Genomic DNA, 23,088 nt, shown 5'->3' on the forward strand with positions numbered 1-23,088 from the left:
ACGACAAGGAGTGGTGGGGTTTTGGCAGAACTTGCGGAACTGATTGCCGGTTGGGCGCAACCGGGCCGGGTGACATGGATCGGTTTACGTCCCGGCCGCAGAGCGGAAATGGATGGGCGCAACGATGTTTGGGTCTCAGCCGATGGGCTCGACGGCGACCGCAGCCGGGCGGGCAAGCGGGCGGTGACTTTGATCCAGCAGGAACATCTGGCGGCGATTGGCTCTTATCTGGGGCAGGGATCGGTTATGCCTGAGATCCTGCGGCGCAATCTGGTGGTTTCTGGGATCAATCTGGCGGCGCTTAAGGGGCGTGAGGTGCAAGTGGGAGAGGCCATTTTACGCTTTACCGTGATCTGCGCTCCATGCAGTCGGATGGAGGAGGCGTTGGGCAAAGGCGGCTATTCTGCTGTGCGGGGGCATGGGGGATGGTGTGCCGAAGTAGTGCAACCGGGGCAAGTCAGGCTTGGCGATGTGGTGCAGCCGATTGATTGACAACACCTCTCAGTTCTGAACATCAGCAGAGGATGGAACGCAGTACCATTCCATATGCGGGGCCCGGGCAGGTCGTGGGGTTGTTCGGAGGGTCATTTGATCCTCCGCATCAAGGCCATGTGCATGTGACGCGTGAGGCGATGAAGGCGTTTGGGCTGGATCGGGTGTGGTGGCTGGTGTCGCCGGGCAATCCGTTGAAGGAGCGGGGGCCTGCGCCTTTGGCGCGGCGGATGGCGGCGGCGCGGGATGTGATGCAGCATCCGCGCGTTGAGGTCACGGATATTGAGGCTCTGACGGGGACGCGGGCGACGGCGGATACGCTGGCGGCGTTGCGGAGGCTTTATCCTAAGGTTCGGTTCGTTTGGCTGATGGGGGCCGACAATCTGGCGCAGTTTCACCGCTGGAAAGATTGGCGACAGATCATGGACAGCGTGCCGGTGGGCGTTGTGGCGCGGCCTGGGGACCGGATTTCTGCTCGGATGTCCCCGGCGGCTCGGCTTTATGCCAAGTACCGTATCGACGGGCAGGCGCGGCATTTGCTGGGGCGGGCGGAGGCTCCGGCGTGGTGTTTTGTGAACGTGCCGATGGTTGACGTCAGTTCGACCGAGTTGCGCAATCGCGGGAATTGGAGCGATGGGGTGTTGCCCGAATGACTCCACTTGGCGCATAATCTTAATCAAGTGATTGTCTGCATTTAAGCTCTGGGATTCTAATAGACCCATGGTCGATCGAATTTCGCGTCGTTTGTTTCTGGGTGGATTAGGGGCGTCTCTGGTTCCGGGCACAGGCCTGGCCGAGGCGCCTTCGGTGTCTCTGCGCCCTGTGCTGCGTGGCCCGCAGCCCAGCGGGGCTGAGCGACTGGTTCAGGCGGCGGGGCTGAAGGGCGAGGTTGTTTTTGCCGTGGCCGACGTGGAAACCGGAACGCCGCTGGAGGTGTTCGGCGAGGGCCAAAGCCTACCACCAGCCAGCGTCGCCAAGGCGCTGACCGCGCTTTATGCGCTGGATGTGCTGGGTCCGGAGTATCGGTTCGAAACGCGCTTGATCGCGGATGGACCGGTGGAAAATGGTATTCTGAAAGGCGACCTGATCATTGCGGGTGGCGGTGATCCGCTGCTGGATACAGACGCGCTGGCCACAATGGCAGCCAGTCTGCGCAAGGCCGGGATCACCGAGGTGAAGGGCGCGTTCAAGGTCTATGATGGTGCGCTGCCCTACGTCTTCAGCATTGATCCGGGGCAGCCGGATCATCTGGGCTATAGCCCGTCGATCAGCGGGATTTCCCTGAATTTCAACCGTGTGCATTTCGAGTGGAAACGCGAGGGCGCCGGCTATGGTGTAACCATGGATGCGCGCAGCGCGAATTATACGCCTTCGGTAGATATGGCATCGATGCGAGTCGAGAGCCGCAGCCTGCCGATTTACACCTATCAGCCAAGCGCGCGACAGGATCGCTGGACCGTGGCCAAAGGCGCGCTAGGCAATGGCGGGGCACGCTGGTTGCCGGTGCGCAAGCCTGCGCTTTATGCCGGAGATGTGTTCCGCACGCTGGCACGCGTGAATGGGATCGTGCTGGGCCGGGTGCAGGTGACGCGGCAAGCACCGCAAGGGACCGAACTGGTGGTGCATCAGAGCGATCCGTTGGAAAGCATCCTGAAGGGGATGCTGAGATATTCGACCAATATAACCGCCGAAATGGTGGGTTTGGCGGCCACCAAGGCGCGCGGGGTTGCGCCGCAGAGCCTTGAGGACTCGGCCGCAGAAATGAACCTATGGGCGGCAGAGCGTTTTGGCGCAGATGGGATCGCGATGGTCGATCATTCCGGACTTAGCGGTTCCTCACGTATGGCCCCCTTCGGTCTGGTCAATACGCTGGTGGCGGCGGGGCAGTCAGAGGAGCTGCGGCCGTTGCTTCGGTCCTTTACGCTGGCCGACAAAAACGGGCAGCCGGTCAAGGATCATCCGATCAAGGTCGACGCAAAAACGGGTACTTTGAACTTCGTCTCGGGTCTTGGCGGTTACATGACAACGGCAGATGGAGTGGATCTGGCTTTTGCGATCTTCACCGCCGACACCGCGCACCGCGCCACGATCCCGCGTGCGTCGCGCGAGCGCCCGGACGGGGCGCGGGCCTGGAACCGACGGTCTCGCACTTTGCAGCGCAATCTGATTGAGCGGTGGGGTACGCTCTACGGTAGCTAGGTTGTATGCCGCGCCCGTGCCCCGCGTTCGATAGCGGCAGCGTGCAGGCGGTCGATGCTGAGTTCGTACCGGATTTCTTCCAGCAGGCGCAGTTCGGTCTCGGCCAATGTGCCGTCAGCGGCGGCGACGTCGCATGCAAGCGCGTAGGCGGTTTCGTTCAGGCGTTCAGGCAGGTTGTCACGGATCAGTCCGAACAGGGCATCCAGCCCGTCCACCTGCTCAAACAGATCAAACACGATCTGCGAAACGCGGCGGGTACGGTCGATGTCGTAGCCTGCAAAAACCGGCAGCATGTTGACCGCGCCTTCGATCTTGACCAGCTCGGCAGTTCGGATGTTCTCGTCCGAGGCGGAAATCGCCACCATGATCGCCACAAGGCAATCCTGCGGGGACATCGGATGTGGGGTTTGCTCGGTCATGGTGTCGTCCTGAATGAAACGTTTGTTGCCGCACGATAGGAGCGGGTGCAAGGAGGTTCAACTGGTAGTTTTGGGGTGCAATGAATGCGATCGATGAAGGTGGGTGATTTCGGCTGTGATGTAAACGTCCGTTGAGAGCTTATACCTGCCGTCGACCAGGCTTCTATTCTTTGCATGTGCTGCGCGTCGCGAACCAAGCATTTTGGACTTTCACCGCCAGCATTCCAAAGCAGAACTTCGCCAAGTTAATTGGCCATACGGAAACGACCAGGCACTAGCTAAGATGCGTTTCAGTTGGGCGTTTTTCTATGCCTTGCACCGCCGGTCATGCCCGATATTTAGCAAGCTCACTCCAGAATAATTCTACAGCATCCGAAGTGTTCTGTGACTTACGCGCTGCGCAGATGTTCCACGTAAGGTTCTGTGCCATAGACACGGGTTTCACCGTCTTTGCATGGATCAGATCCGCAAATGTGTCCGCCATCCCTCCCACGATGTAGTCCGGTTCTGCCAACAATCCGGTCAGGAGGTTGTAGTCGTCGCATTCGATATGCGGCTGTGCATTCACCTTTTCGACGGCTTCAGCACCGCCACCAAGTGCTTTTGTCAAAGCGGCTTTCCAGTGTTTGTGGAGATGCGGAGATGCAAAGGGAAAATCGAATATGCCTGCCATCGTTTGCGGGCCACGCTGATGAATCTTATGGTCGCGATGTGCCACAAACTGGATTTGTTGTTTCTCCATCACCATAATCTCGACGTTGTCAGCTTCGGGTGTGTAGGTCAGGTCACCGAGGAACATGTCGAACTTTCCCGCCTGCAACAAATCAAGCGGTCGTGCGTAGGCGCTTACCAGAATTCGGAAGCGAAGATCAGGCATCACTTGCCGCACTGATCGCAGGGCGGGCAGGATCAGGGTTCTCGTGGTCAGAGGCCCGCAACCGATCAGCAAAGTGCCCGGCCCGGTTTCGCGCAAAGCGGCCACGCGCGTTGCATACTGGTTCAGGTCTTCGCGCAGCGCCTGGGCGATTGGCAAGAACTCCTGCCCTGCGCGTGTCAGAGTGCTGTTGTTTCGGCTTCGATGAAACAAAACAAGCCCCGTATAGTCCTCGGCCTGCCCGACATAGCGGGACAATGATGCGTTGGACACACCCATCGCACGGGCAGCATTTTGGAAACTGCCGATTTCAGCCAATGTAAGAAAAGCGGTCAAAGAGTTTTCGTTCATCATGCCGTCAACCACATTTCAGGTTTTGCTCTTTAGATTTCACAATATGAAATTCCGGTAAAGCTCTGTTGCGACGCGAAAGTTTCGACCGCTATCCCTGATCGGACTTTCGATATTCCCTTCACCGGTATCGTCTTCTACGTTCGCAGAGGTAAAAATGTTCATTTTTCGATCTATTGTGGTTTCCGCCACGCTGGCTACAGCTTCGGTCTGTGCCCTGCCAGTTTTGGCCGAAACCGACCAGCCCAATATCCTTGTCATCATGGCCGACGATGTCGGCTGGGCCAGTCTGGGCAGCTATCATCAGGGTGTGAAAAGTATCAAAACCCCCAACCTTGACCAGCTTGCTGCGGATGGTATGCGCCTTACGGATTACTATGCACAGCCAAGCTGCACCGCAGGGCGATCTGCCTTTATCACCGGACAATTGCCAGTTCGGACGGGGATGCACACAGTCGGGCTGCCCGGAGATCCGGAAAAAGGTCTGAATGAAAAAGACCCTACTCTGGCCAACATCCTTAAATCTCTAGGCTACACCACCGGGCAATTTGGCAAAAATCACTTGGGCGATATGAACAAGTTTCTGCCAACTGTGAAAGGTTTCGATGAATATTGGGGCTGGCTCTACCACCTGAATGCGATGGAATACACCTCTGACCCCGATTGGCCCAAAGATCAGAAATTCAACGACACATTTGGCCCACGGAACATCATCCACGCCTATGCCACGGATACAATTGATGAAACTGTAGATCCTCGCTGGGGCCTGGTTGGAAAGCAGCGTATAATCGACGATGGCCCGGCTCCGCCCGATCGGCAAAAAACGCTCGACGATGAGGTGACGGCCCATACTCTGGACTTCATCAACCGCGCGGTCGATAGCGACACGCCCTTCTTTGTCTGGATGGCCCCGGCCCGAGCACATGTCTGGACACATCTGAGCCCCGAATACGAGGCAATGCTGGGCGACGGGCGCGGTTTGCAGGATGTCGTAATGAAAGAGCTTGACGACAACGTGGGCAAGGTCATGGCCCGTCTGGACGAACTTGGCATCTCGGACAACACTATTGTAGTCTTCACCTCGGATAACGGCCCCGAAACCATGACTTGGCCTGACGGTGGAACAACACCGTTCCGAGGCGAAAAAGGTACGACATGGGAAGGCGGCTTCCGCGTTCCTGCTATCATTCGCTGGCCCGGAAGAGTTTCCGCCGGGACCGTAAGCAACGGAATTTTTGCTGGTCTTGACTGGATGCCTACCCTCGTCGCCGCCGCCGGAGGACCTGACGATCTGCCTGGATCACTACTGAAGGGCTATGAGGGCTATCAGGTGCATCTGGATGGTTACAACCAACTGCCTTTCCTGACTGGTAAAGGTGAGAGCAACCGGGACGAGATTATCTACTATGAAGGTCCGGACCTGCAAGCGGTACGCCATGGTGATTGGAAAGCACATTTCACGATACAAACCGAAGGATGGGCAGGTCCAAAAGAGGAACTGAACGCGCCCCTGCTGTTCAACCTGCGCCGCGATCCCTATGAGAAGGCAGCTGAGGAATCGGGGATGTATACCCGTTGGATGGGCAACAAAATGTGGGCCTTTGGCCCTGCTGCCAAAATCGTCCAAAACCACCTGTCTACCTTCAAGGACTATCCTCCGCGGGGGTCGGACATAACCAACCAGGGCCATGTCGAAGAGCAGATATCGACCGAAGGTGGGATGTCGCAGTAGAAATCAAACCTCGGGGGGCATCACCTGTTGCCTCCCGATCTGTGTCAAGGATTTCATCGAGGGCCGCGAAAATCACGCTTCACCGCCTCTTTGCTATCGCACTGCCCGGTTCATCCCGCCGTCGGACAGTATACTCTGACCGTTGATATACCGGGCTGCATCGCTGGCGAGAAACACGCAAGCCTGCCCAATTTCTTCGAACGTTGCGGGCCGCTGAGCGGGGATTTCCCGGCGTGCCTGTTCGGACAGGTTCACGTTTTCGCAGAACCCCGGCAGCAGGTTGTTCATGCGAATGTTGTGCCGTGCATATCGGTCCCCGTAAAGCTTTGAGAAACTATGCAATGCTCCACGCAGCATGCTCATGGGATAGGGCGCACGTGGCTCGATTGTGTTCATGGATGAGATATTTACGAATGCACCGCCGCCTTGTTCGATCAGAATGGGCGTGACGATACGGGCGATCTTGACGACATTTAGCACATACATGTCCAGACTTTCGTGCCATAGCTCGTCGCTGAGTTCCAATAGCGGTCCGTCAAAGTCAGGATCGAAACCGACGGTTTTGATGGCTTCAGGCACCGTTCCACCGTGACCCATATTACTGACGATTGCATCAATCCGTCCATATTTGCTCATGGTGTCGTCGACCATCGCTTGCAAATCATCGACATCTAATACAGAGCCGCGACGGCCAATGCCCTCAAGTTCCTCCGCCAATTCAACCGAGCGGTTGGAAGGAGACATAAGCGAAACCTTATAGCCGGCTTTCGCCATTTCAATGGCGCAACCCCGGCCAATTCCCTGTCCTGTACCTGTCATCAAAGCAACTTTGGTAACGGGCATGGTGTGTCCTTTCTTTGGGCGCACAGTGTGTGAGGTTTATTGATTTGTGGTCAGTGTAACTGCCGGGAACAAAGCAGACCTATCGAGTTTTTGGGACAATGCTGTTAGGTTTTCTCACATGCCGGAGAACCTTAGACATCTACGTGCCCTTCAGGCCTTTGATGAAACCGCAACCCACTCCAGCCTGTCCAAGGCAGCAGATGTTCTGAACGTCACCCACGGGGCGATCAGTCGGCAAATTAAGCTGCTGGAACTGCATCTTGGCGTAACGCTTTTTCATCGCCGCCCAAATGGGGTTGAACTGACCAGTGCCGGGGAGCTTCTGCATCAATCGACGCGCGGGGCATTTTCGGCGTTGCAACTGGGCGTGATGGAGGTGAAGCGGCTGCATCACCACCAGTCGATTACGGTGTCGTTGTCAACATCGCTGGCGCTTAAATGGCTTGTCCCGTTGCTCAGTTCATTTCAGCAAGAACATCCGGGTATCGCGTTGCTGCTGGACACAAATGATCGATTTGCGGATTTTGATGCATCTGAGGTCGATGTCGCCCTGCGGTTCGGGGAACCCGGTTGGGACGGGCTCTATCATGAGCAGATAAGACAAGAGGACCTGATTGTTGTAGCAGCGCCATCCCTTGTTGGTAAAACCCGACTGCCGATGCCCGCCGAGAATGTGGCTGATCTTCCACTCTTGCATGATGCCTACAACGTCGGGTGGGAAAGCTGGGCTGCGCAGGTCGGGCTGGGCGCTGACCGGATCAATTCGCAGAGCATCAAGTACGTGGACAGCGCGGTTCTGTTGGAGGCTGCGATTGACGGGCAAGGTGTAGCGTTGGCAAGACATCTCTTGGCGGAGAGGGATTTGGAACTTGGTCGCTTGATCCGCCTCGATGAAAGCCGGGTTCCATTGGATCGGGGGCTCTACTTCGTCTGCCGCCCCGGCGATCAGGAACGGGTCACCGTGAGAATTTTCAGGAAATGGCTTATGTCGATTTAATCTTTTTGCCTTGCTTGCAAATCCGCGAGAGCGATCAACAGACTACGTTTTTCAGAATGCCGCAATGCCCCGTGCTGCGGACACTTGTAACCAAGACCAGATATGGATTGCACGCTGTTCATGCTCATAGAGGCATGAAAATCACCACCCTTTATTGACTCATACTGCACCTGCACAATAACAGGGGCCGGTCCGGGCGCATGGGGTGTCTGGCACGTTTCCCGATGGAGTATCCAAATGTCTGACCTGCGTGAAACCGCGATGACGTCCAAGGCGTGGCCGTTTGAAGAGGCGCGGCGGTTGCTCAAACGGTATAAGCAGGGCGCTCCGGAAAAGGGATATGTGCTGTTTGAGACGGGCTATGGCCCCTCAGGTCTGCCGCATATCGGCACCTTTGGTGAGGTCGCGAGGACCACGATGGTCAAGCGCGCGTTTGAGGCGCTGTCGGATATCCCGACCAAGCTGATCTGTTTCTCGGACGATCTGGATGGGATGCGGAAAGTGCCCAGCAATGTGCCGAACCCCGAGGCGCTGCAGGATTATCTGCAATGTCCGCTGACCTCGGTGCCGGACCCGTTTGGTGAATATGGCAGCTTTGGTGAGCATAACAATGCGATGCTGCGCCGGTTCCTCGATACTTTCGGGTTCGAGTATGAGTTCTATTCGGCGCGCGAGTTTTACCGCTCGGGCCAGTTCGACGAGATCCTGAAGCGCGCCGTTGAGAAGTATGACGACGTGATGGCCATCATGCTGAAAAGCCTGCGGGAAGAACGTCAGCAGACCTATTCGATCTTCCTGCCGATCCATCCCGAGACCGGGCGGGTTCTGTATGTGCCGATGAAGAAGGTTTGCGCCGATACCTACACTGTCACCTTCGATGACGAGGATGGCAAGGAATGGACGCTGCCCGTGACTGGCGGCAATGTGAAGCTGCAATGGAAGCCTGATTTTGGCGCGCGCTGGGCCGCTTTGGGTGTTGATTTCGAGATGTATGGCAAGGAACATGCCACCAACGAAAAGATCTATGACGCGATCTGCCGGGCTTTGGGAGGTCGTGCGCCTGAGCATTTCTCGTATGAACTGTTCCTCGATGAGAACGGGCAGAAGATATCAAAGTCCTCGGGCAATGGCGTGTCGATCGACGAATGGCTGACCTATGCACCGACCGAGTCGCTGGCCTATTTCATGTATCAGAAGCCCAAAACGGCGAAGCGGATGCATTTCGATGTGATCCCGAAAGCTTATGATGAGTATCATCAGCAGTTGCGGGCCTATCCGGGACAGGATCTGAAGGCGCAGCTGAACAATCCGGTGTGGCATATCCATGGTGGGAATGTGCCCGAATCCACGCTTATGGTTCCTTTTGCGATGCTGTTGAACCTAGCGTCTGTTTCGGGGGCCGAAGACAAAGAGGCGCTGTGGGGCTTTATTCGCCGGTATGCGCCTGAGGCGACCGCCGAGACCCATCCCGATCTGGATGAGGCGGCGGGCTTTGCGGTGCGTTACTTCAATGATTTTGTCAAACCGACGCGCAAGCACCGCGCGCCGACGGATCAGGAACGCGAAGCGCTGGAGGCGTTGAAGGCGGCGTTGGAGGCCTATGATGGGCCGATCGAAGATGAAGCGCTGCAATCGGTGGTGTATTCCATCGGGCGCGAGCGGTTCGATCCGATGCGCGGCTGGTTCACGGCACTTTACGAAGTGCTGCTGGGGGCTTCGCAAGGGCCTCGGTTTGGTGGGTTCATCGCGCTTTATGGCGTGCCAGAGACGATTGCTCTGATCGACAAGGCGCTGGCCGGGGAATTGGCCTGATTTGACCTGATCCAGTGTGGGGCTACCCTTGAAACAGGAGGTGGCCCCATGCGTCGACTATTGCTTGCTGTATCCCTGAGTGCCGGACTGGCATCCGGAGTTTTTGCTCAGAGTGACGAGATTGAGGCCAATATCTCGGCGCAGATACAGGCCTTCAGGGCGGATGACTTTGCCACCGCCTTCACCTTTGCCAGCCCCAATATCCAGCGGCTGTTCGGCGATCCGGAGAATTTCGGGATCATGGTGCGCCGCGGCTATCCTATGGTCTGGCGGCCTGCCGATGTGAGGTTTCTGGAGCTGCGCGAGATTGGCGGAGCCCTGTGGCAGAAGGTCATGATCACTGATGGTAACGGACGGGTGCATCTGCTGGACTACCAGATGATCCGGCAGGAAAACGGCTGGAAGATCAACGGTGTACAGTTGCTGGGCAATTCTGACCCGGCGGCCTGAGGCAACACCACCGTCACGGTGGTAAGAGCCGCGATTAATTCCTTTTCGATACTCAGACCCATGCGCTTGGGCTCAGGGCCCGGGCAGTATCGGGTTTTGGCGCGCGTGCTTGGCGCGATTGGGAAAGGGATTTTACATGAACAAGGCAATCACCGACGGCATCGTGTTCATGCCGCCCGCCTATGCGGCTGGTCTTGGGGTCTGGTCCGGTGGCGACGGCACGCCGGGCTCTCCGACCTATGAGGGGTCGGGGACGGGGGTGTTCGTTCCGGCGGATGCGGATTTCGCAGGCTGTCTGGAGATTTATAAGACGGCAGAACCTCAGCGGCTGCGCTATATGGGGCAGACACCTTTGTTGCCGGGCTGCTATTTGCAGATCAAGGCGCGGGTGAAGGCGATCAGCGGGCCGCTTCCCGAGGTGCGGATTGCCGGCTGGGCCGGAGGAGCCGGAGATGCGCATGTGGACGGATTGGCCGAGCAGGGTCCGGCGGTGCAGCTGACCGGCTATGGCACCGTGCATGAGGTGACGGCCATCGTGGGCACGGGCCTGCGCCCCGGCGTGGACATGCCATGGGGCAATGCGGCGCTTTATGGACACTTTGGTTTGGATATCGAAGGCACCAACGGCGCGGTGGTGCGGGTGGATGATATCGAGATCACCGATGTGACCTCGGTCTTTCTGCGCGATTTGATTGGTCTGGTCGACGTGCGCGATTTCGGCGCTGTGGGTGACGGGGTCACCGATGACTCCGCAGCGTTTGAGGCGGCGGATCAGGCAGCGAACGGGCGCAAGGTTTATATTCCGCAAGGTGAGTTCCGGCTGGAAGAGAACACTAACATGGCGTCCGAGGTCGCATTTGACGGCACCGTCACGATGCCGGTCGACAAAATGCTGCTGCTGACCAAGAATTTTGATCTGCCCACCTATATCACCGCCTTTGGTGATGAAATGCTGGCGTTTAAAAAGGCGTTTCAGGCGTTGCTGAACAGCTCGGACCATGAATCGCTGGATCTGGGCGGGCGCAAGATCGCAGTGACCGAGCCCATCGATATGGCGGCAGCAGTGCCGAACCGGACGGGCTATGCCACCCGTCGAGTGGTGCGCAACGGGCAGTTTGACGTCAAAAGTAGCTCGAATTGGGATACCGAAACCTTCACCTCGATCGCGACCTACAGCCCGTCTGATCCTGATACGCTGACCAACGTGGCCAATGTGGCGAATATACCGGTGGGTTCGCTGGTCACCGGCAGCGGGGTCGGGCGTGAGGTTTATGTGCGGTCGAAAAACGAAAGCACCGGTGAAATCACGCTGAGTGCGCCGACTTATGATGCTGCGGGGACGCAGACCTTTACCTTCACGTCGTTCAAATATCTGTTGGATTTCAGCGGCTTCAGCGCGTTGCAGAAGTTCAACATGGAAGGGATTGAGTTCCAGTGTAACGGGCGGTGCAGTGCCATCCGGTTGTCTCCGGGCGGGAACACCTTTGTGTTGAAGGACTGTTTCATCAGCCGCCCCAAAGATCGCGGCGTCACCTCGATCGGGCGTGGATGTCAGGGGATGCTGATCGACGGCTGTCAGTTCCTGTCGACCGAGGAAAGTCTGGACGTGCCGGACCGAAGCTCAATCGCGCTGAACGCCAATGCCAACGACGTCAAGCTGCGCCACAACCGGGCCACGCGGTTCCATCATTTCGCGGTGCTAAGTGGCGACAACAATCTGGTGCTGGGCAACCACTTCTTCCAGGGCGACAACGTGTCGAACGGGGTGCGCAACGCCGGGTTGGTGATCATCGGCGGCTATAACAGTTCGTCCATCGCCGAGAACTATGTCGATAACTGTTTTATCGAATGGACCAACGAGCACGATGCCAACCCGGATTACTTCACCAGCTTCTCGTTCAGCGCGCTGAGCATCACGGATAACATCTTTTATGCCAGCGATGTTGCCCCCTGGTTCAGCTATCTGGTGATCCGCCCCCATGGCACAGGGCATTTCTTGAACGGGCTGACCGTCACCGGCAACAAGTTCCGTGTCAACAACGTGCGGATCGACCGAGTGGACCGGGTCGATACCAGTTTTGCCGATCTCGACCCGGAAAGGCACAAGAGGGTGTGTTTCGAGAACAATACGTTTCACGGCATCGATACGCCTTGCGCCAATCCATTGCGGCTGCAGCACACGCAAAGCTCACCGTCATCAGCCTGGACCGTCAGTTCGCAGGGCCAATTGCCGTTCGGGGGCAGGGCGCGCGGGTGTGATGCGGTTGTTGCCCTGGGAAGCCTCAGGACATCGTTGAATTCGGTGCGCTATACCGCGCCATATGTCGAGTTGCGACAGGGATCGGGCCAGAGCGATATCCGCCTGCGCTGGTCCGAAGGCTTGCGTGGTGCGGTTTCGACCATTCTGCGGATTGATACCTGATTGATGCGGTGGGCCGCCTGAATGTAGGCGGCCCATCTTTAATAGCTGCGCCACAATCCAAATTTGATCCCGATGTTATCATCAGCCGAATTGCGCTCGGCACCCAGAATCCAGGTGAGTCTGCCCGTCTTTGGGCGATACATCAGCGAAGGTCGCACCCTCCAGTACCATGGTCGGTCCGAAACATAAGAAGTTTCGATCTGCAGGAGCGGGTCAAACCGTCGACCCGAGGACAGACCGGCCGTGAAATCCAATTTGCGGATCACTGCCTCATGGGTGCGGTTTTCGAGCGCTGCGTCGACATTGATCCATCCGCCTCCCAATCCGGTTTGAATGCTTTTGCCGTATGAAAGTGTTGCTTTGTACATTGCCCAACTACTGTACTGGCGATGGTGCGCGCCAACGCCGAACTCGGCCGCCAGACGCCCTGCTGACCCCATGTCTGCAACCGGCACGCGTGCAAAGACCAGCGCGTGCCCATACAAATCCTGATGCTCCTCGGCATCCAGTCCGATCGTGATTTTCGGCCGCAATCCCCACTCGGTATAAAGCGAGGTTTTGTACTTGTAGACGTCTTCCTCTTTGAAAGCGGTCACAGATAACGCGGTGAAGCTTGACCCCTTCTCGCGGAGCCACGCACCGGACCATGCCGGAGTGCACACCATAAAAAGCAGCGGAATGACGAGAACCAGACGAGCCATGGGGGCAGCATCGGCAGACATGGTTAACGGATGGTTAGTTTCTTGTTCATCTTTGAGAAAGATTTTTTGATCCAAAAACATTGTCTATGTGCAGGAAAAGGGTGGCGTTTTCAAAAGCTGTGCTAGGCTCGGGTCAGCTATAAAGGAGGAGCCTTATGCCGCAGATTTCCAAAACCAACAGCTATCAGACTGTCATCACCACCTTCGAGATGACCCCCGGAACCTGCCAGGACCTTCTTGAGGCGCTGACCGATGCGTATGCCGAGTTCATTTCGAAACAGCCGGGTTTCATTTCAGCTGGATTGCATGTGAATGATGCCCAGACGCGGATTGCCAACTATTCACAATGGGAGCGCCGCGAGGATTTCCTGGCGATGTTGCGCACACCGGAAATGCGAGAGCGGAATCGCAGGGTTAACGAGCTGTGCAAGAGCTTTGAACCCGTGATGTACGACGTCGCCGAGACATTCGGTGAGACCTGATCTGAGTCAATGCACGGCCACCACCGGTCGCGCAGTATAGCGGCACAACTACGGAGGCGCGAGCCATGTATCATAACATTCTTGTTCCCATTTCCTTTGATACCGAACGGGACAGCTCGGCAGCGTTGAAGCTGGCAGAACTACTGTCGACGCCCGAGGCTGCGGTTACGCTGCTGCATGTGGTAGAGCACATTCCGGATTATGCGATCTCGTACATGCCTGCCGAGTATCTGTCCGAAGCCCGCAAGGCCATTCAGACCGAGCTTGATGCTCTGGCGGCGCGCGTCCCGAATGCGAAGGGGCTGGTGGTTGAAGGCCATTCCGGGCGAACGATTCTGGACTGGGCCGAAGTGAATAAGCCTGACCTGATCATCCTGGCTTCGCACCGCCCGGGGATGCAGGACCTGTTGTTGGGTTCAACCGCGACCCATGTGGTGCGCCACGCCAAATGTGCCGTGCATGTGGTGCGATAAGGTCGAGCTTTTTCCAAGCCGACCCCGATTGCGGCCATGGCTTTGCCACATACCGCGTGTAAGACCTATGGCATGACAACCGGGAAACAAACGAAAGACACCGATCCGAACCCTCGTCTTATACGGCGACAGCGGCGCGCAGACGCGTTGCGCAGGCAGGCTCTGTCTCCGGTGCGTATTCTACTGATGGTGCTGGCCTTGCCCTTAACCACAGGAATGATCGCAATCGGTGTCTACCTGCGCGTTTCAGACTACGAACGTCATGAAGCGGTGATCCATCTGGTGGCGCTGGCTGGGTGTGATGCGGTGGAGATGCTGGGATTCGGGCCTTTTCGCGAAGGAAGGCCCGGATATCATAAGCGCAATGACCCCGATGGCGATGGTGTCGCCTGTGGCTCGTTTGCCTTGCAGAAACCACGCAATGTCGCGATGCCGGGAGATATCCAAGCCAATCCCCGGAATCTTCAGACCCCGAAACAGCGCACTGTCGGAACGGCAAAGTTTTTGAAACCTTGAATCGGTGGGGGGCGAAATCTTGAAAAGATTTCGGGGCGCTTTCTTTTCAAGAAAGCGTTGCGTGGCTCAGGTGAGCCAACGCACGGGTGCGCGGTTGCAGAAGATTACGATCTGGCCCGAGTTTTCCGCCGCTTGATAACCGCGACGATTGATTTCGGCCATAAAACGCTCCATCCCGGCAAATCGCTCTATATCGCGCGCCTTGCGACGGATTACGCCACCTTGCTGCACCGCCTTGGAGGCGAATAGATCACTGAGCCAAACCTCAGGCGAGAGGGGAGAATTACAGTTATACATCACCTATGATTTGGCGCAGCTAGGTTAATGCCGGGTAAAGAAATTGCGCCCGCAAAGCGGGTCTTGCCTTGTCCTGACCAGAGCGCCACAGTCGCCGCGATGACTCGTGATGAATTCAATGCCTTTTGCTCGGACCTCAAAGCCACCAGCCATGTCGTGCAGTGGGGCAACGCAGATGTCTGGAAAGTAGGCGGCAAAGTCTTTGCCATCTGTGGTTGGAACGACGGAAAGGATGCGTTTACCTTCAAGGCCACCGATCTAGCCTTTGAGGTCCTCGGAGATGAGCCAGGTATCCGCCCAGCGCCCTATCTGGCATCGCGAGGTATGAAATGGCTGCAGGTTTACGATGAACGTGGCATGAGCGACGCGTCGCTGCGAGATCATATTGTAATCTCATACGATCTGGTCGTAGCTAAGCTGACCAGAAAGGCGCGGGCAGAGCTGGGCCTTTAAGGCGGTCAGTCTTTCATGGCGTGCAGCAGCTCAAGCAGTTTTTTCCGGTCATCATCGTCGGCATAGTCTCCGCTGGCCAGCCGTTCGGCGATGCTCAGGCGCAGACGGTCATGTTGTGTGCGAACCTCTTCGCCCGCCGTTTCAGCGAGGGTCTTCATGATCACTGCCACCGCCTGCTGCCGTTTGGTGGTGGGATTGGCGATGTAGTCCACAAGGCTTTGCTGTCCGGAATCAAGGATGTTTTCGGCCAGATCACGCAGTTGATCCCCATTTGGAAGCAACGGCGTAGGGGCATTTTGCGGTGGCAGAATCTCAGGCGGGCTGCGCGGGGTTTCCGCTAGCGCATTGGTGCCGTCAACAAAGGCTTCGGTGATCATCCGCGTGATCCTGATCGCGCGCGGATCTTTAAACAAAGTCGAGGCAATAGCTACGCCGTAGTCGGTATAGACCCACGGATTGACCCGTCGGCCACCGCGGCCTTCGGGTTTTGAGATCACATTCTGTGATTGCAAATCCGCAACCTCTGCGTCGGAAAGCTGAAAGCGGTAGCCTTCGAACAGATCCTTATTGCGCGAGACGGCCTGATTGAAGGCGCTGACGGATTTTCCGTAAAACTGCGCCAGATCTTCTGCCAGAACCACGCGTACCCCGCGCACCCGATGAATGGCGTTTTGGACCTCTTGAGGGCTGGGCAGGTTTTCCGGGTTCGTCATCATATCCGTTTGGAATCACAATTTGTGATTTCAAACGTGACGCAGGGCGCGCTGGGCTGCAAGTTTGAACTGCAGGTAGGTTCGATGTCTCTTGCCGAGAGGTCTGCCAGATTCGGCCAATACCCTGATGGAAATAACCTTTTTGAAAGAACAAGCTTGCCCTCTATCAAGTTGACAATCCTAATGGATTGACTGATACAAACGGAACAAGACCGGGCCGTTAGCTCAGCTGGATTAGAGCAGGGAACTTCTAATTCTCAGGTCGGGGGTTCTTATCTTAACCATATCAGTAATATGGATTAAACTTTCCTCTTCGTGACTTTGCGCGGGGTTACATAGGCTTGGCGCTTTGCACGCGCGGCTCCTCACAAAGCAAGCGGGTGCCAAGCGCCATGGACCGAAGGGCCATTCTTCGAAATTGTAGGTGTTGGCTGGAGCATAGTTCCGGCATTGAGATTGGCGGCGCTGGGTTCAATCTTTCTGGGTCTTTTTTTAAGATCCGAAGTTCGCAATCCGTTAAGGAAGGGTCGCATCTTCGAGTAGATTTTTTTATTGGAAATACTTCTTGGTTACGCGAAGCCCGTACTGTTTAACAAGATTGAAAATCAACATATAGGAGAATAATTAACGTAAAAAACGCCTTTAGGTATAGGGATTTTTGAATGCAAACTGAATTTTGGCTCCAAATCACATAAAAAGTGGCCTTGGTTGCGCTACGCACGCCGCAAGTCACTAACTCCAATATCATGAATGGCTTATAGTCCCTGCGAGCGTTAGTTCCATGAGCAGGTCGATCTTACAGGCGATTTCATGAGACATTTTACGAGAATAAGTGTTGCTAAAAGCGGCTATCACGCGTCACGCCTCATAGACCACGATGGTCAATTTGTTGTGTCTTACGATGCGTATATAAATAAACTGATTGCCAAGAATTATTCTCAAAACACAATCACACGCTATGGGTACGTTGTTGCTTCATTTCTGGACTACTTAACCGAAGTCGGAGTCTTAGGTAAGCCTGCAACACGCGTACAGATTTTACATGCGGTTGATCATTACGTTCCTATTCTTCTCGGCGCTGATTTAGGCAAATTGAATACCTTTTTTGGAGATGCAAGCGAACTGCAGTGGGAACTGATCGCAGATCGGTTACAGATTCAACCAGTTAGTCGAAAATCATTGTCGAATATCCTGGCTGCAATAAACAAGTTTTTGAAGTTGTCTAATGAGCTTCATGAGGACGCGATTGAAAAATTCGGGCTCGCTGAAGTACCCATGTCTACGTGCGCAACTCGTCAGGTACTCTTCCCGTTAGCTATGCGAAAGATGTCTGTTGGGGAACAAAAAGCCCTTATGCAAAACTCAACTTTAGCAAACGTAATGAGGTTGAAGCCGGGCGGTATCAAGCGGCCCAAACCAGGGTTGTCAGTGAAATTTAAAAGCGTTCAGGAGGATCGGGACGACGGTGCCTTGGATTTTCCGATGCTGCTCTTGAAGCCTCTCTTTCAAAGAGCGACCAGCCGTCGCAACCTTGCATACTGGCTGCTCTTGGCAGGCACTGGTCTGCGGAGCCATGAGGCTGAACAGTTGCGATTGCCAGACATTGACTTCGATAGCCGGCTGGTTTTTGTCAATGACCCTCACAACTATCGCTATGCCAGCCAGCTCGAAGATCGATATAAGCTCAGATTCAAGGGGCGAACTGTCTCCCAAGTCTACTTTATGCAGCCATTCCGGGACCTTTTTTTTGAGGCGTTGGAAGAGTATTGGAAGTTCGAATACGACCCTCGGGCATCTCACGACTTTATATTTCAGGACATTCGCAGAGGCCAAAACGGCAGGCCGTTCTTTGGAGTCTCCGACCATGCGAAAGTAAAGGCTTTCAACGAAGCCTGTGACGCAATCGGGGTTTCCCGTCTGCCATCTGGCAGGCGATATGGTCGGCACAGTTTGCGACACTTTTACGGAGTTTTCACGCTAAATTACCTTCCCTTGCCGGACGGATACGGCTTACAGCTTCACGAAGTTCAGCGCTTAATGGGGCACCAACACGTCAAGTCCACCCAGTGATATGCTCGTGAAGACAAGCTCGTTTTGGAAAGCAAACTAATTTTTGCCGACAATGCTCTACTCACCCACGCTGCGTCCCCCGAAGATCTGCCGTCCATAATAGCCGCTCGGCATGAGTTTGAGGCCCGTAAACTGAGGGGGCTGAGCCATTGATTAACACAAGCGACGAAGTTCTTTTTGTTGAGACACTCACTGAAGAAGACATACAATGCGCGTTTGCAAAGGGGCGTCAAGACCTCGAGGAGAGCGCGAACAAGCAACGGCTTAAACCATTTCGGAAGCAAGTAAGCCAATTTGACAGATTAGTCCGAGCCGCTCGAGACTATAAAAATCCACATCAACTGGTTGCCGACATTTCTGGTTTGGTTATGAACGAGACCGCGCCGACTTCAGACGTCTCAATGAACTCTGGCTTCAATGGCTTCGTTCCGGGCCGTGAGGCCCACCTAAATTTGAAGCGCTTCGCGTGTAACTTTCTTTTTCATTTATGGTGTCAAAGAAAAATTGCTCTCCCATACAGATTTAACTTTCAGAGAAGGGTCGGAAAATCTGTACGCCGCCGGTCGCCCTCGGAAGTGGCAAGGTTCTTGGCTGACTTTGTAGAACTGCCCAGCGATCAGTTGAATTTCGGCAAATCCGTTGGAAAGCGAATGCAATCACATTGTTGGGTATGGTTGCACACAACAACTTGGGTCAATTTCCAGGATATCTGCTTGGATGATTATAAGATCTTGTGCGAAGAAATGGCAGCGAGAGCCCGATCTGCTGACAAGACCAACTCGCCGTCAACCGCTACTCTGTTCGTCTCTGTTGCCACTTCTCGATTTCCCGAAAAGTTGTCTTATTCAGAACAAAGCCTGAAGGCTGTTCAAGATAGCATTAGGGCTGAGAGTGCTCAATCGGGCGTGCATAAGAGACTTAGCCAAGACATATCCAAGGAATTAGACACAGACATACAGTCGCTGCGGTTAAGCCCTGAAACTACAAGCTTCATGAAGATCAATCCGCGCGTCGCGGGCACAGAGTATCAGCTGAGCTCGTCCGAGCTGTCATTGTGGGAACGGCTTTTCGAATCGTATCTAAGTCATAGGCAGATTGTCCAAGGGCATGAAGACACAAAGGCTGTGTCCGTTTCTTTAAGAAAGTTGGCTAATTACATATCCTACTATTTGCCCGCTAAACTAATGGGTCGAGCGTTGCCTCCTGAGTACTTAGTGCGAGCACCTAAGGATTTCCTTCGCAGCCGTCATATCGACCGAACTATTTCAGATGATAATATCCCGACTTATCATGAGTTTATAGGTTCATTTTCTCAATGTAACGACACGAGGCGAGCATGGATAAGGCATGCTTCGTTGTTCTTCGAATGGATCGAAGTTTCATATTCAGAACAAGAATATGAAGGAATTGCAGGTCCAAGTTTTCGAAACCCAATTAGCCGTGAATTAGATCAACCGATTTCGAGAAAACGAAGTGGCACCAATAAGAAGAATATCTCCAGAGATACACTTCCTCACCTGCTACTTTGGTTGTACGAGGTCGAGAAAGTTGGGCTGCATCTACAAGAAATGGAAAAGAAGGGGCATTCCACTGGGCTGCCGACAGAATTGAGCGCCAGTATTGACTACTGTGTCCGGCCACAAGACTATGGGCTTGTTTCCTCTTACGAAACTCCAACGGGTAAATTTCGCGTAGACAGGGTTCCTGTTCGTTTGCTGCGGAGCGGCAATCTGTCAGGGCCAATCTGGCTATCACATTTAAGGTGGCAGATTTTAGCGCTCGAAACCGGTTTAGGGCACCAAGCGATTCAGTGGCTGGACCGACGCAGCTGGAATCAATCTTGTAGCGGTAAAAATAAGGAAGTTTATCAGCTCTATGCAAACACGGACAAAGTACATGAATCGTTCAAAACGCCCGTTCTACACCGTGTTTGGGAACTTCTACACAGACAGTCTGAACAGGAGAGTGTCTCTGGAAATCGCTGGTTGGAGGTTCCGTATGAACGACGACAACATAGTCGTTTTTCCGCTGTAGAGCATCTTTTTCGAAATCACCTTGGGAAGTTCATTGCCGATTCATCGTACGCGGAATACTGGAAAATCCTCTTGTTCTCTTTCCAGAGTTACCTCGGTTGGTCGAACATCCCGGCAAAGAACATAGTACACTACAAAGCACCGGATAAGATCCTAAAAAAACGAGATAATAGATCAAGATTCTCCATATGTGTTTTGAACTGGCAGTACGAGCACACGCCCCATTCGTGCCGATCTACGTTCGTGACCCTTCGCTCCCCATTTGTAGATCTTGGGGCCATAGCTCGTGTAATCGGCCATACGAACGAAATTGCGACGCATCACTATGTTTACTCTGATTTTGAGGATCTATCCTTAAAGCTTGAGGCGGCTGACGCTCTATCGCTAAACTGTACGATGTCCGCCATTACCAGTGGACCAGCGTATGTTAACGCTAAAGAGAAGAACTCTGCGCTTAGAAAGTCATTCGGAATTGATCGAAATGCAACAATCCAAGACTTTCTGATTTTCAATTTAACCGCCATCCACCAAGAGGGTGAAAAAAGTGGTCTGGACTTACTTCGATCTTCAAGAGCAACTGAAATAGTCTTTCGCGACACTCACATCTGCCCAATTGGTGAATTGTGTCCTGCGGAAGTTGTAGAGGAAACGGGGGGAACCCTGCGTTGCGGTGCGTGCCGCTTTGCATGTAAGTCGGTAGATCATCTGCCCGCAATTGAAGCCAAAAGAAATGCGTTGATGGGGCGCATTAGATCCAGCCTTGAGTTGCTACAAGAAATTAATCGGGCAAAGGAACGTGAAGACGAACGTTCAGCAATTTTAAGGGAAATAAATCTGGATTCCTACGAACTTATGGGATGGTCGCATTCAGTGGAGGTTCTGAAGGAAGGACTTGAGCGCGCGCGATCATCTGATGAATATCTCACAGGGAAGCCTGAAACCGTCCGATTGCATTTGAAACGGGTCACTCAGAACCAAGATCAGCAAGAATTTCTGTTGCAGCGCATAATTGACGCCGATGCTTTTCCTGGTCTTGCAAGTGACGAGTTGCGCCTCAAAACCAGCAGACTGACGCGTGTTCTGAAGAATGACGATATGCCCAAAGATTTCTTGGCGGAAGTAGACAGGGATTTTGAGATTAGAGCAATGGCCGCCTCAATACATACACGCCTCCAAGCAAACAATGTTAGTCTGAAGGCAATCAGTCAGGAACTAAAGGCTCTTGCGCGACCGACGCAGGCAATTCCGTTGAGAACGGCCGGGAAAGAACTTTGATGGGTGCTCCAAAAGGCTCACAAAACGCAAAAGCGTATCACGATGCTCGAATGGAAGATGTCTCCGCGAAGCTTCGAAGAGCTTTGAAAGAAATAGGAGATTCCGGCGCAACATATCGCAGTTTGACTGCTCTCTCAAAGGCGCTTGCAAAAGTTGTAGGGGTATCAGACGTCAGACTGCGACAGAACAGTGTTTATCGGCTTCTGTTGGATGAGCATATGGGGTCGACAAAACGCCAAAGCTTGAACGGAGGGCCGCGAACCGATGCGTTACTCGCTTTGCAACAGGAAGTGTTTGGCTTGAAATTGGAGCTTTCAAATCTGCGGGCGTCCAACAATAGGTTAAGAGCTGCTCTCGAGAAACGACCAGAGACTTCTGAGCACAAGATCAATGATCGGGATCTACTAAAAGACAGTTCAGGTACGGCTCGAGAGGACTTCGAATGCACAGCCAACCTTGTTCTTGCTTTTTTGAATCATTTTCAAGGGTGCTATTTGGATACTCAAAGCGAAGTAATAATAGATACTGCGTCGTTGCTGGGTGAGGAAGTTATTGCTGGTCGCAATCTTTGCGGACCATTTATACGATGGTGCCTTAAGCAGAAGGTTGGTGCTGGGACCAGCTTCCTATCAGTTGCGCATCGTAAGAAACACTGAACATCAGAAAATTTTCTGCGAATCTGATGTTGCGTGTATCCGCCCGGCTTCCCCGCTCTGATGGCTGATGGAAAGAGCTGATAGTGTCCACCATCGATAGTGGTAAGCGTTGCTTTGGTCCCACCTTTAGTTTTGTTCTGTGATTTGAGATTCCAGCCTGAGTGATAGTTTTCAGGGAGTTTCTCAATGGAGCACTAAACGTCGTTTCTCAATGATATTGATGTAGTGGTCGGCCCGCGGGGCCATCGACGCTGGCCTCGTGATCTGAAGGCACGGATTGTTGCGGACGCTCGCAAGCCCAGGCAAGACTGTGGATGATTTCAAACACGTGTCATTCAAGAACAAGATCAGTTTCGATTGTAGGTTGAACAACCTGGAGTGCCGGGCGGGCCGCCAGGCGGTGACGGTGTAATAGGGCTGGAACTCTTAATCAGCGTTGTGTTCGACTTTTTACTGTGACGCCATAAGTCGAGTTGTCAGCATCGTCATGTGTGGAGCAACATGTTGAAAGCAATATTCCGAACGGACCTAAAGAATCTCGCTTTTCTTAGATTTTCTCCTCTGATAGACACCGTCTCGTGGTTTGGCCCCGTAGCTCAACTGGATAGAGCAGCCGACTTCTAATCGGCAGGTTGAGGATTCGAGTTCTTCCGGGGCCGCCACATGATCCTCGATTTTCCAGTTTTGTGTCACAGCCGCTTTGATCAGTTAGATACAACGAGGTCATTCATTAGTTTCTTACTGCAATTTTGAACGTTAAGAAAACGGTGTCGATGTTTCATTCCGTTGCCAGATCCACGATTTGACTGTTCCTTATTACTTTCTCGA

Annotated in this window: 21 protein-coding genes and 1 tRNA gene; 16 read left to right on the plus strand and 6 right to left on the minus strand. The window is 54.2% G+C overall.

Features of this window, described 5'->3' with window-relative positions; translation table 11 throughout:
• Positions 1 to 21: 21 nt before the first annotated feature.
• The 3 genes from ACR0BT_RS14290 to dacB all read left to right on the plus strand — a co-directional run bounded on the left by ACR0BT_RS14290 (position 22) and on the right by dacB (position 2,691).
• Complete coding sequence (locus ACR0BT_RS14290; protein WP_480763435.1) at positions 22 to 492, plus strand: MOSC domain-containing protein; 471 nt, start codon at positions 22 to 24, stop codon at positions 490 to 492.
• A gap of 32 nt (positions 493 to 524) precedes the next feature.
• Positions 525 to 1,145: a nicotinate-nucleotide adenylyltransferase gene (locus tag ACR0BT_RS14295; RefSeq protein ID WP_480763436.1), complete on the plus strand. Its 621-nt coding sequence runs from the start codon at positions 525 to 527 to the stop codon at positions 1,143 to 1,145.
• Positions 1,146 to 1,212: 67 nt separating this feature from the next.
• Complete coding sequence (gene dacB, locus ACR0BT_RS14300) at positions 1,213 to 2,691, plus strand: D-alanyl-D-alanine carboxypeptidase/D-alanyl-D-alanine endopeptidase (protein WP_480763437.1); 1,479 nt, start codon at positions 1,213 to 1,215, stop codon at positions 2,689 to 2,691.
• On the opposite strand, the gene ACR0BT_RS14305 is transcribed toward dacB, so the two are convergent.
• Positions 2,688 to 3,110: a tellurite resistance TerB family protein gene (locus ACR0BT_RS14305; protein ID WP_170395941.1), complete on the minus strand. Its 423-nt coding sequence runs from the start codon at positions 3,108 to 3,110 to the stop codon at positions 2,688 to 2,690. The genes dacB and ACR0BT_RS14305 overlap by 4 nt on opposite strands.
• 325 nt (positions 3,111 to 3,435) lie before the next feature.
• Positions 3,436 to 4,335 (minus strand): LysR family transcriptional regulator, encoded by a 900-nt coding sequence (locus ACR0BT_RS14310; protein ID WP_480737016.1) that lies wholly within the window; start codon positions 4,333 to 4,335, stop codon positions 3,436 to 3,438.
• Between the two features lie 157 nt (positions 4,336 to 4,492).
• Here ACR0BT_RS14310 and ACR0BT_RS14315 point away from each other — a divergent pair, with 157 nt between their 5' ends.
• On the plus strand, positions 4,493 to 6,067 hold the full coding sequence (locus ACR0BT_RS14315) for an arylsulfatase (RefSeq protein WP_170597320.1): 1,575 nt from the start codon (positions 4,493 to 4,495) through the stop codon (positions 6,065 to 6,067).
• A 93-nt stretch (positions 6,068 to 6,160) separates the two neighbouring features.
• On the opposite strand, the gene ACR0BT_RS14320 is transcribed toward ACR0BT_RS14315, so the two are convergent.
• Complete coding sequence (locus ACR0BT_RS14320) at positions 6,161 to 6,910, minus strand: SDR family oxidoreductase (protein ID WP_480763438.1); 750 nt, start codon at positions 6,908 to 6,910, stop codon at positions 6,161 to 6,163.
• Positions 6,911 to 7,028: 118 nt separating this feature from the next.
• Here ACR0BT_RS14320 and ACR0BT_RS14325 point away from each other — a divergent pair, with 118 nt between their 5' ends.
• From ACR0BT_RS14325 to ACR0BT_RS14340, 4 genes are all read left to right on the plus strand, one after another.
• Positions 7,029 to 7,907, plus strand: a complete 879-nt coding sequence (locus tag ACR0BT_RS14325) for a LysR substrate-binding domain-containing protein (RefSeq protein WP_480763439.1) — start codon at positions 7,029 to 7,031, stop codon at positions 7,905 to 7,907.
• Positions 7,908 to 8,144: 237 nt separating this feature from the next.
• Positions 8,145 to 9,719 carry a lysine--tRNA ligase gene (locus ACR0BT_RS14330; RefSeq protein WP_480763440.1) on the plus strand — a complete coding sequence of 525 codons (1,575 nt, stop codon included), beginning with the start codon at positions 8,145 to 8,147 and terminating at the stop codon, positions 9,717 to 9,719.
• Positions 9,720 to 9,767: 48 nt separating this feature from the next.
• Positions 9,768 to 10,169 (plus strand): DUF4864 domain-containing protein, encoded by a 402-nt coding sequence (locus tag ACR0BT_RS14335; protein ID WP_170566431.1) that lies wholly within the window; start codon positions 9,768 to 9,770, stop codon positions 10,167 to 10,169.
• Between the two features lie 136 nt (positions 10,170 to 10,305).
• Entirely contained in the window at positions 10,306 to 12,591 is a 2,286-nt protein-coding gene (locus ACR0BT_RS14340; protein ID WP_480763441.1) for a glycosyl hydrolase family 28-related protein, read from the plus strand.
• Between the two features lie 38 nt (positions 12,592 to 12,629).
• Here ACR0BT_RS14340 and ACR0BT_RS14345 read toward each other — a convergent pair whose 3' ends face one another.
• Positions 12,630 to 13,373, minus strand: coding sequence for a hypothetical protein (locus ACR0BT_RS14345; protein ID WP_480763442.1), 744 nt, complete (start codon positions 13,371 to 13,373; stop codon positions 12,630 to 12,632).
• Positions 13,374 to 13,447: 74 nt separating this feature from the next.
• Between ACR0BT_RS14345 and ACR0BT_RS14350 the strand changes: the two genes are divergently transcribed.
• From ACR0BT_RS14350 to ACR0BT_RS14360, 3 genes are all read left to right on the plus strand, one after another.
• Positions 13,448 to 13,774: an antibiotic biosynthesis monooxygenase family protein gene (locus ACR0BT_RS14350; protein WP_170395957.1), complete on the plus strand. Its 327-nt coding sequence runs from the start codon at positions 13,448 to 13,450 to the stop codon at positions 13,772 to 13,774.
• Positions 13,775 to 13,839: 65 nt separating this feature from the next.
• Positions 13,840 to 14,247, plus strand: coding sequence for a universal stress protein (locus ACR0BT_RS14355; protein WP_480763443.1), 408 nt, complete (start codon positions 13,840 to 13,842; stop codon positions 14,245 to 14,247).
• A gap of 36 nt (positions 14,248 to 14,283) precedes the next feature.
• Positions 14,284 to 14,763, plus strand: a complete 480-nt coding sequence (locus ACR0BT_RS14360; protein ID WP_480763444.1) for an excalibur calcium-binding domain-containing protein — start codon at positions 14,284 to 14,286, stop codon at positions 14,761 to 14,763.
• Positions 14,764 to 14,829: 66 nt separating this feature from the next.
• Here the strand turns inward: ACR0BT_RS14360 and ACR0BT_RS14365 are convergent, their stop codons facing one another.
• Positions 14,830 to 15,060, minus strand: a complete 231-nt coding sequence (locus ACR0BT_RS14365) for an aspartate aminotransferase (protein ID WP_480763445.1) — start codon at positions 15,058 to 15,060, stop codon at positions 14,830 to 14,832.
• A gap of 99 nt (positions 15,061 to 15,159) precedes the next feature.
• Here ACR0BT_RS14365 and ACR0BT_RS14370 point away from each other — a divergent pair, with 99 nt between their 5' ends.
• The gene (locus ACR0BT_RS14370) at positions 15,160 to 15,513 is read left to right on the plus strand and encodes an MmcQ/YjbR family DNA-binding protein (RefSeq protein ID WP_170423840.1); all 354 of its coding nucleotides are present in this window, start codon (positions 15,160 to 15,162) and stop codon (positions 15,511 to 15,513) included.
• A 5-nt stretch (positions 15,514 to 15,518) separates the two neighbouring features.
• On the opposite strand, the gene ACR0BT_RS14375 is transcribed toward ACR0BT_RS14370, so the two are convergent.
• Positions 15,519 to 16,226: an ORF6N domain-containing protein gene (locus ACR0BT_RS14375; protein ID WP_170612981.1), complete on the minus strand. Its 708-nt coding sequence runs from the start codon at positions 16,224 to 16,226 to the stop codon at positions 15,519 to 15,521.
• Positions 16,227 to 17,036: 810 nt separating this feature from the next.
• On the opposite strand from ACR0BT_RS14375, the gene ACR0BT_RS14380 reads away from it, so the two are divergent.
• From ACR0BT_RS14380 to ACR0BT_RS14395, 4 genes are all read left to right on the plus strand, one after another.
• Complete coding sequence (locus tag ACR0BT_RS14380) at positions 17,037 to 18,296, plus strand: tyrosine-type recombinase/integrase (RefSeq protein ID WP_480763446.1); 1,260 nt, start codon at positions 17,037 to 17,039, stop codon at positions 18,294 to 18,296.
• Between the two features lie 587 nt (positions 18,297 to 18,883).
• Positions 18,884 to 21,604 carry a hypothetical protein gene (locus ACR0BT_RS14385; RefSeq protein WP_480763447.1) on the plus strand — a complete coding sequence of 907 codons (2,721 nt, stop codon included), beginning with the start codon at positions 18,884 to 18,886 and terminating at the stop codon, positions 21,602 to 21,604.
• Positions 21,604 to 22,260, plus strand: a complete 657-nt coding sequence (locus ACR0BT_RS14390; protein WP_480763448.1) for a hypothetical protein — start codon at positions 21,604 to 21,606, stop codon at positions 22,258 to 22,260. The genes ACR0BT_RS14385 and ACR0BT_RS14390 overlap by 1 nt, the downstream gene beginning before the upstream one ends.
• Positions 22,261 to 22,845: 585 nt before the next feature.
• Positions 22,846 to 22,922 (plus strand) — tRNA-Arg (locus ACR0BT_RS14395).
• Positions 22,923 to 23,088 lie beyond the last annotated feature (166 nt).

It is taken from the genome of Ruegeria sp. CJ6, assembly GCF_056536665.1.